At 32.7% G+C, this 16,537-nt stretch carries 18 protein-coding genes and 1 tRNA gene; 14 read left to right on the top strand and 5 right to left on the bottom strand.

Translation table 11 applies throughout. The features are described from left to right. Nucleotides 1–36: 36 nt before the first annotated feature. The 5 genes from ACT53I_RS08290 to ACT53I_RS08270 all read left to right on the top strand — a co-directional run bounded on the left by ACT53I_RS08290 (nucleotide 37) and on the right by ACT53I_RS08270 (nucleotide 3,256). Nucleotides 37–894 carry a YicC/YloC family endoribonuclease gene (locus tag ACT53I_RS08290; protein WP_476079292.1) on the top strand — a complete coding sequence of 286 codons (858 nt, stop codon included), beginning with the start codon at nucleotides 37–39 and terminating at the stop codon, nucleotides 892–894. A gap of 88 nt (nucleotides 895–982) precedes the next feature. Further along, nucleotides 983–1,546, top strand: a complete 564-nt coding sequence (gene gmk / locus ACT53I_RS08285; protein WP_213189788.1) for a guanylate kinase — start codon at nucleotides 983–985, stop codon at nucleotides 1,544–1,546. Between the two features lie 25 nt (nucleotides 1,547–1,571). Beyond that, the gene (gene nadA, locus ACT53I_RS08280; RefSeq protein ID WP_476079291.1) at nucleotides 1,572–2,588 is read left to right on the top strand and encodes a quinolinate synthase NadA; all 1,017 of its coding nucleotides are present in this window, start codon (nucleotides 1,572–1,574) and stop codon (nucleotides 2,586–2,588) included. Nucleotides 2,589–2,759: 171 nt separating this feature from the next. Continuing rightward, nucleotides 2,760–3,119 carry a dihydroneopterin aldolase gene (folB, locus tag ACT53I_RS08275; RefSeq protein ID WP_476079290.1) on the top strand — a complete coding sequence of 120 codons (360 nt, stop codon included), beginning with the start codon at nucleotides 2,760–2,762 and terminating at the stop codon, nucleotides 3,117–3,119. Between the two features lie 63 nt (nucleotides 3,120–3,182). Beyond that, nucleotides 3,183–3,256 (top strand) — tRNA-Cys (locus ACT53I_RS08270). 68 nt (nucleotides 3,257–3,324) lie between these two features. Here the strand turns inward: ACT53I_RS08270 and ACT53I_RS08265 are convergent. Continuing rightward, the gene (locus ACT53I_RS08265) at nucleotides 3,325–4,449 is read right to left on the bottom strand and encodes a Calx-beta domain-containing protein (protein ID WP_476079289.1); all 1,125 of its coding nucleotides are present in this window, start codon (nucleotides 4,447–4,449) and stop codon (nucleotides 3,325–3,327) included. 158 nt (nucleotides 4,450–4,607) lie between these two features. Between ACT53I_RS08265 and ACT53I_RS08260 the strand changes: the two genes are divergently transcribed. The 7 genes from ACT53I_RS08260 (at nucleotide 4,608) to ACT53I_RS08230 (ending at nucleotide 10,595) form a co-directional block, all read left to right on the top strand. Beyond that, nucleotides 4,608–6,227 (top strand): LIC_10190 family membrane protein, encoded by a 1,620-nt coding sequence (locus tag ACT53I_RS08260; protein ID WP_476079288.1) that lies wholly within the window; start codon nucleotides 4,608–4,610, stop codon nucleotides 6,225–6,227. Nucleotides 6,228–6,269: 42 nt separating this feature from the next. Continuing rightward, nucleotides 6,270–7,331: a chorismate synthase gene (gene aroC / locus ACT53I_RS08255; protein WP_476079287.1), complete on the top strand. Its 1,062-nt coding sequence runs from the start codon at nucleotides 6,270–6,272 to the stop codon at nucleotides 7,329–7,331. Nucleotides 7,332–7,340: 9 nt separating this feature from the next. Continuing rightward, nucleotides 7,341–7,898, top strand: coding sequence for a thioredoxin family protein (locus ACT53I_RS08250; protein ID WP_476079286.1), 558 nt, complete (start codon nucleotides 7,341–7,343; stop codon nucleotides 7,896–7,898). Between the two features lie 111 nt (nucleotides 7,899–8,009). After that, entirely contained in the window at nucleotides 8,010–8,567 is a 558-nt protein-coding gene (locus tag ACT53I_RS08245) for a TlpA family protein disulfide reductase (protein WP_476079285.1), read from the top strand. 117 nt (nucleotides 8,568–8,684) lie between these two features. Then, nucleotides 8,685–9,008 (top strand): YkvA family protein, encoded by a 324-nt coding sequence (locus tag ACT53I_RS08240; RefSeq protein WP_476079284.1) that lies wholly within the window; start codon nucleotides 8,685–8,687, stop codon nucleotides 9,006–9,008. Nucleotides 9,009–9,086: 78 nt separating this feature from the next. Then, complete coding sequence (gene miaA, locus ACT53I_RS08235) at nucleotides 9,087–9,992, top strand: tRNA (adenosine(37)-N6)-dimethylallyltransferase MiaA (RefSeq protein WP_476079283.1); 906 nt, start codon at nucleotides 9,087–9,089, stop codon at nucleotides 9,990–9,992. A 45-nt stretch (nucleotides 9,993–10,037) separates the two neighbouring features. Next, nucleotides 10,038–10,595 carry a thioredoxin family protein gene (locus ACT53I_RS08230; RefSeq protein ID WP_213189778.1) on the top strand — a complete coding sequence of 186 codons (558 nt, stop codon included), beginning with the start codon at nucleotides 10,038–10,040 and terminating at the stop codon, nucleotides 10,593–10,595. Nucleotides 10,596–10,656: 61 nt separating this feature from the next. On the opposite strand, the gene ACT53I_RS08225 is transcribed toward ACT53I_RS08230, so the two are convergent. Beyond that, nucleotides 10,657–11,292 (bottom strand): MBL fold metallo-hydrolase, encoded by a 636-nt coding sequence (locus ACT53I_RS08225; RefSeq protein WP_476079387.1) that lies wholly within the window; start codon nucleotides 11,290–11,292, stop codon nucleotides 10,657–10,659. Between the two features lie 92 nt (nucleotides 11,293–11,384). On the opposite strand from ACT53I_RS08225, the gene ACT53I_RS08220 reads away from it, so the two are divergent. Beyond that, nucleotides 11,385–12,590 carry a type IX secretion system plug protein gene (locus tag ACT53I_RS08220; protein ID WP_476079282.1) on the top strand — a complete coding sequence of 402 codons (1,206 nt, stop codon included), beginning with the start codon at nucleotides 11,385–11,387 and terminating at the stop codon, nucleotides 12,588–12,590. 246 nt (nucleotides 12,591–12,836) lie between these two features. Beyond that, on the top strand, nucleotides 12,837–14,783 hold the full coding sequence (locus ACT53I_RS08215) for a M4 family metallopeptidase (RefSeq protein ID WP_476079281.1): 1,947 nt from the start codon (nucleotides 12,837–12,839) through the stop codon (nucleotides 14,781–14,783). Nucleotides 14,784–14,828: 45 nt separating this feature from the next. Here the strand turns inward: ACT53I_RS08215 and ACT53I_RS08210 are convergent, their stop codons facing one another. The 3 genes from ACT53I_RS08210 to hemH all read right to left on the bottom strand — a co-directional run bounded on the left by ACT53I_RS08210 (nucleotide 14,829) and on the right by hemH (nucleotide 16,502). After that, on the bottom strand, nucleotides 14,829–15,107 hold the full coding sequence (locus ACT53I_RS08210; RefSeq protein WP_069799504.1) for a hypothetical protein: 279 nt from the start codon (nucleotides 15,105–15,107) through the stop codon (nucleotides 14,829–14,831). Then, entirely contained in the window at nucleotides 15,104–15,340 is a 237-nt protein-coding gene (locus ACT53I_RS08205) for a hypothetical protein (protein WP_476079280.1), read from the bottom strand. Before ACT53I_RS08205 ends, ACT53I_RS08210 begins: the two co-directional genes overlap by 4 nt. 118 nt (nucleotides 15,341–15,458) lie before the next feature. Further along, entirely contained in the window at nucleotides 15,459–16,502 is a 1,044-nt protein-coding gene (gene hemH, locus ACT53I_RS08200; RefSeq protein WP_476079279.1) for a ferrochelatase, read from the bottom strand. Nucleotides 16,503–16,537 lie beyond the last annotated feature (35 nt).

The following is a 16,537-nucleotide window of genomic DNA, read 5'->3' as shown; positions in this document are numbered from 1 at the left end:
CATCTTTTCTTATCTTTGTGCTTACATATACACATTATGATTTTATCAATGACAGGCTTCGGAAGAGCCGAAGGTATTTTTGAAGGAAAAAAAATTAGCATCGAACTCAAATCGCTTAACAGTAAATCATTTGACTTGAATCTAAGAATTCCGCTTCGTTACAAAGAGAAAGAATTCGAAGTAAGAAAATTGTTAAATGACACCATTCTCAGAGGAAAAGTAGATTGCTATATCAATTGCGAAACCATCGATGACTGCAATGATGTAAAAATCAACCAAGACATTGTAAAAGCATACATGAATCAGTTGCGTGAGATTTCTCCCAATGCAGAAGAGTTTGAATACCTGAAAATGGCCATCAGAATGCCTGAAGCAATTAACGGAAAGCCTGCAGAATTAAATGAAGAAGAGTGGAAATCTTTGGAAAGCTTGATTAAAGAAGCTTTAGCAAAATTTGTAGATTTCAGAAAGACAGAAGGCGCAATTTTACACGAAGAACTGGCTAAAAATCTTAAAAATATTGAAGAAAATCTTCTCAAAGTCATTCCTTACGAAGACGAAAGAATGGTAGCGGTAAAAGAACGTTATCAGAATACTTTGAAAGAATTTGAGAATGTAGATGAGACCAGATTTTATCAAGAACTGGCATATTACACCGAAAAATTAGACATTTCCGAAGAAAAAGTACGTTTGACACAGCACTTGAAATATTATCTTGAAGTGATGCAAAACGAAACCTTCAACGGGAAAAAACTAGGATTTATTTCTCAAGAAATCGGCAGAGAAATCAATACATTAGGTTCTAAAGCCAATCACCACGAAATCCAAAAACTGGTAGTGATGATGAAAGACGATTTAGAAAAAATTAAAGAACAAACGTTAAACGTATTGTAATGATGAGTTGTAAGTCATGAGTTATAAGTTGTTTTTGTAGTCTCTAAATAACTCATCATTCATAATTCATCACTCATAACTATTAAAAATGAACAAAGTAATTATATTTTCAGCACCTTCAGGAAGTGGAAAAACCACTTTGGTAAAATATTGTTTAGGTGTTTTTCCTGAACTTCAATTTTCCATTTCTGCTACAACCAGAGCATTGAGAGGTGAGGAAATTCATGGGAAAGACTATTTTTTTCTTTCAGTTGAAGAATTTAAAAATCTGATTGCAGAAGATGCTTTTGTAGAATATGAAGAAGTTTATCAAGATAAATTCTACGGAACCTTAAAATCAGAAGTAGAAAGAATTTGGCAAGAAGGAAAAGTGGTCATCTTCGATGTAGATGTAAAAGGTGGCGTAAATCTGAAGAAAATTTTCGGAGAAAATGCCCTTTCTATTTTTATTGCACCACCTTCTATTGATGAATTGGAACGAAGATTGATATCTAGAGCTACAGATGATTTAGAAACCATCAAAACAAGAGTAGCAAAAGCCAAAGAAGAAATGACGTATGCTGAAGAATTTGACCAAATTATCATTAATGATGATTTAGAAACCGCTCAGAAAGAAATTGAGCGAATTGTAAGAAATTTTATTGAAGAATAAAACCAACACCAAATACGATTACCCAATGGAACAAGTATTAGATATAGCAAAAAACAACCTTCCTGTAAAAGGATTTTTGGATTTGAAAGATATTCAAATTCCTCAAGGTCAAGATTTAATTGATGCGATTTTAAAGCTCAAAAAAGAAAAAAATGCCGTGATTTTGGCGCATTATTATCAGCCAGGAGAAATTCAAGATATTGCAGATTATTTGGGAGATTCTCTACAATTGGCAAGAGCCGCAAAAGACACTGATGCAGATATGATTGCATTTTGTGGCGTGCATTTTATGGCTGAAGCGGCAAAAATCCTTAATCCTACAAAAAAAGTGGTTCTTCCTGACACTTTGGCTGGTTGTAGTCTTGCAGACGGCTGTAGTGGAGAAGGTTTACGTAAAATGCGCGAAAAACATCCAGATGCATTAATTGCTACTTACATCAATTGTAATGCAGAAACCAAGGCAGAATCTGATATTATTGTCACCAGTTCTAATGCAGAAACCATTATTAATGCATTGCCAGAAGATAGACCAATTATCTTTGCACCAGATAAAAATTTGGGAAGATATTTAGAGAAAAAAACGGGCAGAAATATGATTTTGTGGGACGGAAGTTGCATCGTTCACGAAGCATTTTCTATGGAAAGAATAGCGAAACAATTGGCGGAAAATCCTGATGCTAAATTAATTGCACACCCAGAATCTGAAACTCCAGTACTAGAATTGGCGCATTTTATTGGTTCTACTTCAGCTTTGCTAAATTATGTAGAAAAAGATGATTGTCAGAAGTTTATCATCGCTACAGAAGAAGGAATTCTTCACGAAATGAAAAAACGTGCTCCTCATAAAGAATTGATTCCGGCTTTGGTTTTTGACGAAAGTTGCAACTGTTCAGAATGTTTCTTCATGAAGAGAAATACACTAGAAAAGTTGTATTTGTGCATGAAATACGAATTGCCAGAAATCACTATGGACGAAGAACTTCGCTTAAAAGCTTTGAAACCAATTGAAGCGATGCTGGAGTTGAGTAAAACTATTAAGTAATTTGAAAATTTGAAAATGAGATAATTTAAAAATTTTAAAGAATGAACGTTCAGAATTTTTCTGGACGTTTTCTTTACATTTGTGGATAGTTATCGAAAATCAATAGGAACGGACTTTAGTCCATTTTAGAAAAAACGAAAATCTAATTGGCTTTAGCCAAAATTTATTAAAATGAAAAGTAAAATCCTTTTAGAAGATATTAAAATCTACGCATATCACGGTGTTTTGCCAGAAGAGAAAATTTTGGGAACGTTTTACATTGTGAATGCAGAGATTGTAGCAGATATTACCAAAGCTGCTGAGACCGATGACTTGAATGATACCATTAATTACGCTTTGATTAACGATATTATTCATGCAGAGATGAAAATTCCGTCAGAATTATTAGAACATGTAGCAGGAAGGATTATTAGAAAAATAAAATCAGAATTTACTCAAGTTCAGAAGGTTAAAGTGAAAATTACCAAAACAAAACCGCCAATGAAAGGCGAAATGAAAGGCGTAAGTGTAGAATTTGAAGAAAATTTTTAAAAAATCTATTTCTAAAATTTTTAAAAATCTGAAAAATCCCTATATTTGCACTCCGAAACACATGGTACTTTGGCCGAGCGGCTAGGCAGTGGTCTGCAACACCATCTACAGCGGTTCGAATCCGCTAGGTACCTCCATTAAAAAGAGGCTGACTTTTTAGGCAGCCTCTTTTTTATTGATGTTATATTTTTGTTTTTCAATACATTTATTCCACAATCATTTTCGAGACAGCGATTTGATCTCCGCTTTTAAAGGTAAGGATATATGTTCCTTTTTTTAGTGAAGGTATTGTAATGCTTTTTTTGGTATTCATTGCGCTTTCTAAATTCCTAGTTTCTATCAATTTTCCATTCATGTCAAAAATAGAAAGTAATCCGTTTTTTGTAGAAGTGTATTCTATTACGGCCGTTCCATTTTTTACTGGGTTCTGTTTAATGAGTAATGCTGTTTGATTGGAAGGTGTTTCTGATGTGGATAATGAAGAATCAGTATCGCTAATCGTGATATTGCCAGTAGGTTTTGCAATGGATGCATTTATTGGGTCACTAATTTGTACATAAAACACTTTGTTGTTGTCATTAGTTTGATTGTCAATGATAGGGACTACTATGTTTTGTGAAATAGTAGTAGTGTTTGCAGCAAATGTAAGGGTTCCAGAAGTAGTTGTATAATTTGAATTATATAATGCAGTGCCATCAGAAGTAGTGTAATTCACTTTAACCTGATTTGAAGTCTGTGTAGACATAGTAACAGCTACACTTACGTTTGGTAATCCTTCTGTTGCGGTTGCATTTGCAATGCTTAAAGATGGTAAAGTGCCAAGATAGGAATTGAGAAAGTCCAGAAGTCCTGTAGTTGCAGCATTACCTCTTAGTTCGCTGCCTTCTGTAAAGCTATTAGTAAATCCGTTAAATGTTAAACCTATATATGTATTGGCATTAATAGTATACGTGCTACTTCCATTTAATCCATTTGTTGCAATTGTTTTATTTGTGTTAGCACTAGGTTGAAAGACTGCAGTGTTAGGACTGTTGCCACTTGGATATCTCCATTTAATGAATCCAGAAATGGTATGTTCTATATTGTTCTTGTCTGTAATAATTACATTTCCAATAATATCATTTCCTTGCGCGGTAAATACAGTGCTAGAAGAATTTTGACTGAACTGTAAATTTGTTAAACCCAGATAGCTTATATGGTAACTGGTGGTTGAGGTTCCTTGTCCGCCACTAACGCCAATAAAACCATCATTGAAAGGAATTGTGATTGTATTTTGTCCAAATATTTGTAATACAGAACATAAAATTAAAATGGATAGTAGTTTTCTCATTTGCGTTAAAATTTATTTTTGAACAAAAATATAATATTTTTTTATTTTTCATTATAATAATTAATTATTTTTAGTAAAATGATAAATTTTATTTTAATGATATTTATTTATTAGCCATTAAATGTTAAAATTTAGTTTTTTTACTTACCTTTATCATAATGCTGTATATCTTACTTTCCATTATCATCATTATTCCTGTTTTAGCAGGTTTTGGCGAAATTTTTCAAAGACTTTTCGGAAAAATTTGGTCGGGATTATCTGCTCAGTTGTTTTCAGGGATATTTTTCTTGGCAATGATTTGGCAAGTTCTTGCCTTTTTTATTCCGCTGAATATTTGGGTAGAAAGTATCAGTTTAGGAATGGGAATTTTGGCATTTTTTTATTTTAAAAGCTACCAAAATTTTACTTCATTTACTAAAAATGAGATTTTTAAATTATTCTTACTTACCATAATTGTAGCTTTCTCAGGGAGTTATTATCCTTTTATTTTAGACCATTTTGGCTACTATGTTCCCACTGTGAATTTGCTCCATGAATTTGGTTTAACCAAAGGTTTGGCTAATTTAAATTTAATGTATGCGCAAATGTCGGTTTGGCATATTTTTCAGGCTGGGTTTTCTAATATTTTGGATGTTCTTCTAAGAATAAACGTTGTTTTTCTAGTGATTTATTTGCTCTATATTTTTGAAAAAAAGGCTTGGAGTTTACTTTTGGTTTCACCTATTTTTCTGCTTTTTCTTCAATCTCCTAGTCCAGATTTACCAGCAATTGCGCTTTCTCTCATTATTCTAAATGAAATTCTCAAAGGAAATCAAAACGCTAAACTACTTTTTGCGTTTTCGGTTTTTGTTTTCAGTATAAAACCTACGATGGTGTGGTTGCCTATTTTTGTTTTTTTATATTTTTTAAAAAGAGAGCACTTCAAATTTTTGGGATTAGGACTTGTAGTTTTAGGAATTTATATTTTCAAAAATATTTGGGTTTTTGGGTATCCTTTTTTTCCAGTTCAGATGTTTGATTTAGGTGTTTCTTGGTTGCCTAATGCAGAAATTTTGAAACAATCTTCAGAAGTGGCTATTTTAAAAACCTATGATTTGAAATTTACAATTTCTGAGATTCAACAATTCACGACTTGGGATTACATTTACCATTGGTTCACACTCCATTCATACAAAAAATATATACATATTGCCTTTGTTTTATTGATGGTGATTTACACTATTTTTACTTTTGTAAAAAAACAGAAAACGCTTTATTTATTGTGGATTGCAATACTTTTGAAAACGATTTTTGTACTCTATTTTTCAGCACAATTCAGGTTTTTCATTGATGTTTTTTTCGTAGCATTTATAGTGATGTTTGGTTCAAAAGTAAAAGAAAAAATATCATTATTAAGTTTCAGTTTGGGCGCGTTAATTGTTTTGTTTTTGATGAGTTTTCCTAAAATTTTGCAATCCCAAGTCCGTACTTTCAAACTAGGGCATTACATGCAAGGTTTTACCGTAACGCAATTTTATAAACCGGCGGTTTTTGAACTCAATTCTTATCAAACTTTCAAAATAGGAAATTTGGACTTTAATGTACCTAATTACGATTTGAGTTTTGACACGCCTCAACCTTCAATTTCGCCTTATTCTGTAAAAAAATACTACGAAGCAGGAATTTTTCCTCAAAAAATCTCAGATAACGTACAAGATGGTTTCGTTTGGAAAAAACTATCGCCCGAAGAAAAAGAAAAATTGAAAAAAATAATTTCTTCTTTAGAGAAAAAGCATTAACACATTACTGCATTATCATATTATCTCACTAACTTTGCTTTTATGAACAATTTAGGAAATTTTCTTACGCTTTCTACCTTTGGTGAAAGTCACGGAATAGCTTATGGTGGAATCATCACCAATTTTCCAGCAGGAATTGAAATTAATTTTGAAGAAATTCAGCATCAACTTGACCGCAGAAAACCTGGTCAAAGTTCCATCGTTACCCAAAGAAAAGAAAGTGATACCGTACAATTTCTTTCGGGAACTTTTGAGGGGAAATCTACAGGAACTCCGATTGGATTTGTGATTTATAATGAAAATCAAAAATCGAAAGATTACGAACATATTGCCGCTGCTTACAGACCTTCTCATGCAGATTTTACTTACGACCAAAAATTTGGAATCAGAGATTACAGAGGTGGTGGAAAATCTTCAGCGCGAGAAACCATCAATTGGGTTGCAGCAGGAGCTTTGGCGAAACATATTTTACCCTCAACTATAGAAATTCATGCTTATGTTTCTTCGGTGGGAGATATTTTTTGCATGAAACCTTATCAAGATTTAGATTTTTCTAAAATCGAAAGCAATGACGTTCGTTGTCCAGATGAAGAAACCGCCGAAAAGATGATTTCTAAAATCAAGGAAATCAAAAAAGAAGGAAATACCATCGGTGGAACCATTACTTGTGTTATCAAAAATCTTCCTATAGGAATTGGTGAACCAGTTTTCCTAAAATTGCAGGCAGAATTGGCAAAAGCCATGCTGAACATCAATGCTGCAAAAGGTTTTGAGTATGGAAGCGGTTTTTGTGGAGCAACGATGACTGGAAAAGAGCATAATGATTTGTTCAATGAAGATTTTACTACGAAAACCAATCTTTCTGGAGGAATTCAAGGTGGGATTTCCAACGGAATGGACATTTATTTCCGTGTTGCTTTTAAACCGATTGCTACGATTCTTAGACCTCAAGAAAGTGTAGATAAAGACGGAAATTTAGTTATTGTAGAAGGAAAAGGAAGACATGATCCTTGTGTTTTGCCAAGAGCAGTTCCTGTAGTGGAAAATTTGGCAGCATTTGTTCTTGCGGACTTATTTTTGATGAATCAGATTAGAAAAATTTAAAACTTTAAAATGAAAAATTACTGGCAAAACGCAGTCACTTTTGACGAATATATTAAAGAAACTGAACGCAGAATTGAAGTTCAAAATCCTGAAGACGATCATAATGAATATTATGAATTGGGGCTTCAGAGAATGAACAGAACTTTGAAAACCTATAAAGTAGATGAGGAGCAATTAGAAACGCTGAAATCTAAAAACTTCAATGGTAAAATCCTTATCATCACAGAACCTTGGTGCGGAGATGCAAGTGCAACCGTTCCTGCGGTTTCTACATTTTTTGAAGGGCATAATGATGTGAGAATTTTCTACCGTGATTCTGATACTTCTTTAATTGACCAATTCTTAACGAACGGAACCCAATCAATTCCTAAAATTTTAATCTTGAATGAAGATTTTTCTCTGAAAAATGTTTGGGGACCAAGACCGCAATATGGAACAGAATTGTTGAAAAAATTCAAAGAGAATCCAGAAACATATCCTCGTGAAGAGTTTTATAACGATTTGCAAGTGTATTACGCTAAAAATAAAGGTAAAGACGCAATTCAAGAAATTTTAGAACTACTGTAGTTAGAAGAGTTCCCCTCTTTTAGAGGGGTGTCAAAAATTTTTAAAATTTTTGACGGGGTGTCAGAATAAATATTATCACATCAACAAATTATTACATCAACACATCAATTTATGAACTTTTTAAGAAAAAACTGGCTCACATTATTGCTTTCGGTGTTTCTGGTTTCTATTTTTCTGTTTCCAGATTTTAGAGCGTTTGTTCAGCGACAAATTTTGATGAAACCTTCTTTAGAAAAAGTAGAAAAAGATGTCACTTTTACAGTTGAGGAAATGAATATTCAACTAAAAGGAGTGAATATTCCTGATGCGAATTTGGCAGATTTTAAGGACAAAGTCGTTTTCTTGAATTTTTGGGGAAGTTGGTGTCCGCCTTGTAGAGCAGAATATCCGAGTATTCAAAAATTGTACGACGCCAAAAAAGATAAAGTGGCTTTCGTACTGATTGCTATGCAGGATGAGGAGGAAAAAGTGAAAAAATTCTTAGCAGATAACAATTATACTACGCCGGTTTATTTTGCGAAGTCGCCACTTTCTGAAAAAATGCTACCAAAAGTATTTCCTACGACTTTTATTTTGGGCAAAAATGGAAGGATTTTGATGAAAGAAGATGCTGCAAAAGATTGGAATTCAGAATCTGTGCATCAGTTTTTCGATTCTGTAGCTCCTTAAGAATTATTAAATAAAGTTAAAATCTATTAAAATAAAATAAGCAAAGAGTTTTTAATTTAAATTGGCAAAGATTTTGAAATATAAATGTCAACACACCTAAAAACTCAAAATATAAAAATGAAAAAAATAGCATTGTTGTTTCAAGCATTTAAAAAAGACGGATTGCTTTCTAAGTTTCCGAAAATTTTAAAAATGTTTAAAGCGTACAAAAAAGGCGAATTTCAAATGGACCTTAAGAATGTAATCATTCCACTGGCAGCATTTGTATATATCATTTCGCCATTAGATCTTTTGCCGGGAATTTTCTTAGATGATTTAGGAATTCTAGCATTGGTTTTACCGATGGTTCTAAAAGAAGTAGACCGATTTATCATTTGGGAAAACGAAAAAAATGCGGTAAAGAAAGATAATAAAGTTATCGATGCAGAAATAATAGAGTAAATAAAATAATTTCATTTGTGTTTTTTTTAATCGTTCCAAGATTTTCTTGGGACGATTTTTTTTGAATAAATTTGCACTATGCAGAAAACACTCATTTCTATCATTGGTTCTACAGGAATTGGTAAGACAAAACTGGCCATAGAAATGGCAAAACATTTCGGTACAGAGATTATTTCTTGTGATTCTAGACAGTTTTTTAAGGAAATGAAAATAGGAACTGCCACACCTTCAGATGAAGAATTAGCACAGGTTAAACATCATTTTATTGGACATCTTTCGGTTCAAGATTACTATTCCATAGGTCAATATGAAGAAGATGCTTTGGAAAAAATTGAAGAAATTTTTGAGAAAAATGATTTTGTAGTTTTGGTTGGTGGAAGCATGATGTACGAAAAAGCAGTTGTAGAAGGATTGAATGATTTGCCAGAAGCTAATGCGGAAAATCAAGAAAAGTTACAGAAAATTTTGGACGAAAAAGGTCTAGAAAAACTCCAACAAACTCTCAAAAATCTAGACGAAGAATATTATAATGTAGTTCACAAAGAAAATCCCAGAAGATTATTACGAGCTATAGATGTGATTTGGCAAACCGGCAGAAAATATTCTGAAATTATTGCAGAGCCTAAGCATAAAAGAGATTTTAAAGTAATGCGAATAGGAATTACCGCACCTAGAGAAATCATGTACGAAAGAATTAATCTTCGGGTAGATAAAATGCTGGAAAATGGTTTGATAGATGAGGTAAAATCTTTGACGAAATATCAAAAACTTGTTCCGCTACAAACCGTAGGTTACACCGAAATTTTTAAATATTTAGAAGGAACTTGGGACTTAGATTTTGCCATTGAAGAAATCAAGAAAAACTCTCGCAGGTATGCAAAACGACAGGAAACTTGGAATAGAAAAGTAGAAAATGTAACCTGGCTTCCGTATGATTATTCAGAAGAGCAGCTTCATGAGATTTTATCGAAGATAGAAAAATAAATTCCGTAATTTTGCAGTCAATAAATTAATGATAAATCCATAGTTATGGCAAATACACCTTCCAATATGCTCGCTTTAGGAACTAGAGCTCCTTTTTTTGAACTCCCAAATCCTTCTCATAGCAACGAAATTCAATCTTTAGAAGATTTAAAAGGAGAAAAAGGAACATTGGTGATTTTCATGTGCAATCACTGTCCGTTTGTGTTACATGTTATCGATAAACTGACGGAATTATATGAAGATTATCATACGCAAGGAATAGAATTTATCGCTATTAACGCGAATGATGTAGAGAAATATCCAGCAGATTCTCCAGAAAAAATGATAGAATTTCAAATCGAAAGAAAATTTGAATTCCCTTATTTATTTGACGAAAGTCAAGCGGTGGCAAAAGCTTATGACGCAGCTTGTACACCAGATTTTTATTTCTTTGACGAAAAATTAGACTTGGTTTATCGTGGACAAATGGATGATTCTAGACCAGGAAATCAAAAAGAAATTACAGGTGAAGACTTAATTATCGCTTTCGAAAATCTATTGTCAGGAAATCCACAAGAAGAATTACAAAAACCAAGCATGGGTTGTAATATCAAATGGAAATAATTAAAATTACTTCATAAAAAGCAAAAGAGTCAAGCATTAAACTTGACTCTTTTTTTATTTTTTAGAAAAACGGATTGTGTTTTTTCTCAAAGCCTATTTGTGTTGCGTTTCCGTGACCGCTATAAACTTCTGTTTCTTCTGGTAAAGTAAAAAGTTTTGTACGAATGCTTTCTAGCAATTGCTCATGATTTCCTCTGTATAAATCTGTTCTCCCAATGCTTCCTTGGAAAAGAGCATCACCAGAAATTACAAATTTCTGCGCTTCATTATAGAAAGCAATGCTTCCTGGAGAATGTCCCGGAACATGGAAAATTTCAAAAAAATCTTCGTCTATAAAGTATTTTTCGCCTTCGTTTAAAAGTTCTATGTCGCCAAGAAAAGGTTTGAAATCAAATCCATAATTTCTGGCAGACATTGGGTTTCTGTCGAGTACATCTTTTTCTTCTTCGTGCATTTTTATGGCAACTTTATACGTGTCAAAAGCCCATTGTAAGCCTAAAACATGGTCTATGTGAGCATGAGTCAGTAAAATATTTTTGATAGAAATCTCTTTTTCTTCGATGAAATTTTCTAGAATTTCATTTTCTTTTTCGTTCCAGTTTCCTGGGTCTATAATGACACCGTTTTTTTGGTCATTAAACAAAACATAAGTGTTTTCTGAAAAAGGATTGAACCGAAAAATATGAATGTGAAGCATTTTTTGAAGTTTAGATTTTAAGTTTTCAAATTTAATCATTTTCAGCGTTTTAATTTTCAATATTTTGGCTCGATTTTCGTTATCTTCGTGATATGAAATTTCTAAAATTTACTTTTTTATTGCTTTCTGTTTTGGTTTTTGGTCAAAAAATTAAAAGTGTTCAGCTTTTTAATCCTCAAACCAATGATGAAACACCTGTCATTAAATTTGGGGAACAATTGGTTTTGAATTTTGATGATTTAGAAAATAAATCTACCGTTTATCGATATACATTTAAACATTTTGATAGAAATTGGAAAGATGACGGTTTGTTTTTTACGGAATATGCAAAAGGTACTGTGAATTCTTACATTCAAGATTTTAGATACTCTTTTAATACGGTTCAAAAGTATACACACTACACTTTAAAATTCCCGAATGAAAAAACGCAACTGAAAATTTCTGGAAATTATGAAATCATCGTTTTTGATGAATCAGTCAATAAACCGCTTTTTAAGAAAAGATTTTGTGTAGTAGAAAATGGTGCGAATTTAGGGATTAATGTCACCAGATTTGCAGATAGTAAAGCGCCAAATCTTAATCAAAGAATAGAAGTTTCTGCGACTTCTAATCAAGCAAGTTTGTTTTCTAACCTCAATTCCATTAGTCTGAATGTGATTCAAAATAATAATTTTGGACTGGGAATTTATAATCAGAAACCTAATGCAGCGATGGGGAATAAATTGCTTTTTCAACAGATGAATTTGCTTTTTCCTGGAAATAATGAGTTTTATTACCTTGATAATAAAAATATGAATCAACCTTTTGATATGGTGGCAGCAACAAACAATAATGACGAAGGAAATCATACCTATTTGCATTCGGTTTGGGCTTTTCCGCTTAGTTATCAATATCAGCCAGATGTAAACGGAGCTTTTTATTTCAGAAGAAATGATTTGGGAATTGAAAGAAATGCAGATACAGAAGCGGATTATTCTTGGGTGTATTTTTCTTTGGATTCAGAAAAAACAGAAAAGGAAATTTATGTTTTAGGTGCTTTTAATGATTTTATTCCATCAGAAGATAATAAAATGTCTTATGATGAAAATGCTAAAAAATACATTGCCAGAATTTATTTGAAACAAGGTTTTTACAATTATGTTTTGGCCACCAAAGATGCAAAAGGCTTCATTGATTTAGGAGAAATTAATGGTAATTTTTGGCAAACCGAAAATTTATATCAGGCATTTTTATATTACGCTCCTTTTGATAGAAATTATGACGGTTTAATTGGCTACGGTGAAAATAGAAAAAGATAATAATTGCTTATTGTTTCAAAATAAGTGCGAAAAATGTAAAATCCTTGCGAAAGGATTTTTTTTATTTTAAGAAATTTAGAATTTTTCTAAATATTTGTTAAAATCTTTTATTGGTCGTTGTTTTGGTTTGTTTTTAATAATCATTATTGGGCTAAAAATAAAAATAATTTAAATAATTGTTAAATAAAAATAAATTTATTTGTGAAATATTTCTATATTCGTACTGTTAATTAAAAATATAGAAATATGAAGTCTAAAATTACTCTTGCGGCTAGCTTTCTAGCTGTCTCTTTTGCGTTTGCGCAAAACGCTCCTTCAAAACTAATTTCTGGTAAGTCAGACATGTTTGCAGAACATGTAAGATTTGATGCTTCAAAAGCTCCCGATTTCAAAGGTAAGCCAATGGTTTATGATGAAACGGCTAAACAAATGAAAGAAGTTTCAGGTCTTAAATTAAGTTCTGATAAAGATGCTTTAGGTTTTGAAAATCACAAATTTCAACAAACAGTTAATGGGATTCCTGTAGAATATGGAATGATTAATATGTTAGTGAAAAAAGGCAAGGTGGTAAGTCAAAATGGAGTTTGGTTCAAAAATGTTCCTGCTACTGTTGAGAAAAGAGCGGGTATTTCTGAAGCTAATGCATTAAACAGTGCTTTAGCTTATGTAGGTGCCACTTCTTACAAATGGCAAAATGCTGAGGAAGAAGCTTTTCTTAAAAATGACACTAAAGATGCGAATGCAACTTTTTATCCAAAAGGAAAATTAGTGTATTATAATGATCCAGCGGATGTAAATGCGAAAAAACTTACGCTGGCTTATAAGTTTGATGTTTATGCAGCTGAACCGCTAAGTAGACAAGAAGTTTATGTAGATGCGAAAACTGGCAAAGTTTTAGGAACAAACGCATTAATTTTAGAAACAAATGCTCCAGGAACTGCAGTTACGGCTTACAGTGGGAATCAAGCAATTGTGGCAGATCAAGTAAGTGCTACTTCTTATAGATTAAGAGAAACCGGTAGAAATGGTGGTACTGCTGTTGAAACTTATAACTTAAAGCAAGGAACCAATTATTCTAGAGCAACTGATTTTACAGATACCGATAATACTTGGAATAATGTAAATACTTCATTGGATCAATATGCTACAGATGCACATTGGGGAGCTGAAAAAACAGTGGATTATCTTAAATCACAATTCAATAGAAATAGTATAGACAATAATCATTTTGCAATTAAATCTTACGTGCATTATTCTAGAAATTATTTCAATGCTTTTTGGGATGGTTCTAGAATGACTTATGGAGATGGAAGCTCTACTAATGGAAATAAACCTTTAACGGCTTTAGATGTTTGTGCTCACGAAATTGGTCACGGTATGACTACTAAAACGGCTAATTTGGTTTATCAAAAAGAATCTGGAGCATTAAACGAAGCGTTTTCTGATATCTTAGGAAATTCTGTGGAGTTTTGGGCAAGACCTACAAAAGCTTCTTGGAAACTAGGGGAAGATTTTAATTACGTAATTAGAGATATGGCAAATCCTAATGCTTATGGAGATCCAGACACTTATGGAGGAACATATTGGGTAAATCCTAACTGTACGCCATCTTCTACTAATGATTACTGTGGAGTTCATACCAATTCTGGAGTTCTTAACTTCTGGTATTATTTGTTGGTAAATGGAGGTTCTGGTACTAATGATAAAGGTTTTGCGTATAATGTAACTGGAGTTGGTTTAGATAAAGCGGCTCAAATTGCATACAGAACACTTACCACTTATTTAACTTCTACTTCTACTTATGCGAATGCTAGAACGTATTCGCTTCAAGCTGCTGCAGATTTATATGGAGCGGGAAGCGTTGAAGTTGCTCAAACAACTAATGCTTGGAATGCTGTAGGTGTAGGTGGTGGAACTTCTCCTGCTGGAAGAGTTGCTGCAGATGTTACTACTGCACCAGTGTATAAAGTTGCTGCGAATGTAGATAGAGTATATGTGAACTTTGAAAGTGAAAATGCAGAAATGAGAAATGTAGAATTGGTAAGCATTACAGGTAAAAAAGTTGCTGCTAAATCTGCAAAAGTGGTTCTAGGTGCTAATAATGTAGAAGTAAATATTCCAGCTCAGGCACAATCAGGAGTGTATTACGTATTAGTAAATGGACAAAAAGTAGGTTCTTTTATCAAGAAATAAACCCCAAAATAGCTTTTTGAAAGCCTTTTTATATTGCCTCGAAATTTATTTCGGGGCGATATTTTTTTTGAAAACAGCGGTGATGAAAATAGTCTCTGTTTCTTTTTCGAACGTATAATGCAAATTAATAGGAAAACTGTCGAGTGCTATGATTCTGATGTTTTCGTAGATGATTTCAGATTGTTCTGGATTTTCAGAAATTTGGATGGCTTTTAGTTTTATTTCTTCCAGAAATTTTTGGCCTAATGAAGAATCGTCAGATTTATATTTTCTGGCGTAAAGTAAAATATCGTTTTTAGCGATTGATGAAAGTTGTATTTTCATAATGATGCGAAAAGAGAATGTTCTAGTTCTTTTATGTTTTCAAAAAAATCTAGTCTACTTTTAGGGTTTTCTCTGTGAAATTCTAACCTTTCTTTTACTTCGTCTATTTGATAATTGCAAATTCCTGAATTTTTTTTAGGTTCTAGGTTTTCAAAGTAATTTGAAATCATTTCTAAAAACTCAGCGGGAAGTGAGTTGATTTTGCTTTTTAAAGACTCTAAATTATTTTCCATTTTTATTTATTTTTTTTATTGCCCCTTATTTTAGTCAAAATTATGAATAAAAAATGTAATAAAATAAAAACACCCCTATTTTTTTAGGGGTATTTGTTAAAAAAAATGTATTTATTTTTTATAATTCTTCTTCGCAAAGTTGTCTTACGACTTCTATCCATCTGTCTTCGTCGTTCAGACAAGGAACGTAGTGGAAGTTTTCTCCACCTGCATGTAAAAACTCTTCTTTTCCTTCTACGGAAATCTCCTCTAGTGTTTCTAAGCAATCGCTTACAAAAGCTGGGCAAACAATCGCTAAGTTTTTCACGCCATTTTTAGGTAGATTTTCTAAAGTTTCATCTGTATAAGGTTCTATCCATTTGTCTTTTCCTAATCTAGACTGGAACGTAGATTTCACTTGATTGTCTTCCAAACCTAATTTTTGTCTTACCAATTCGGTAGTTTTCAGACATTGGTGTCTATAACAATATTGATGTGAGGGATGATCTTCTTTGAAGCAACAATCGCCTATTTTACAAGTTTTGGTAGGGTCTGTTTTGTAAATATGTCTTTCTGGAACTCCGTGATACGAAAACTGAAGCAAATCAAAATTTTCTGGCAATTTTTCTTTAATACTTTCAGCCAAACAATTGATGTAAAGGTCTCTATTATAGAAAGGTTTTACATAATTGATTTTGATATTTGGGAAAAATTTCGCTTGAACTTCTTTCGCTTTTTCTACTACGGTTTCTGTAGTGCTCATCGCATATTGCGGATAAAGTGGGAAAAGTGCAATTTCTTCTACGCCTTTTTCTACCAAGTTTCTGATTCCGGTTTCTATGCTTGGTTCAGCGTATCTCATCCCGATTTCTACAGGAATATCCACTAATTTCTGCAATTTTTGTTGAATCTGTTTCGTGATGACAATCAATGGTGAACCTTCATCTGTCCAAACGGTTTTGTAAGCTGCTGCAGACTTTTTAGGACGAGTATTGAGGATAATTCCTTTTACTAAAAGCGCTCTAAAGAACCATGGATAGTCTATCACGCGTTCGTCCATCAAGAATTCATCTAGATATTCTTTTACGTCTTCTACTTTTGTAGATTTCGGCGAACCAAGATTTACGAGGAGTATTCCTTTTTTTATGTTGTTGGTTGTTGGTTGTTGGTTGTTGGTATTCAAAACTTTGATTTTTTTATATTATCGAAAGTTATCAG

The organism is Cloacibacterium sp. DMC96 (assembly GCF_056313765.1).
Note: the sequence above shows the minus strand (reverse complement) of the source record. Positions and strands in the feature narration are given on the sequence as shown.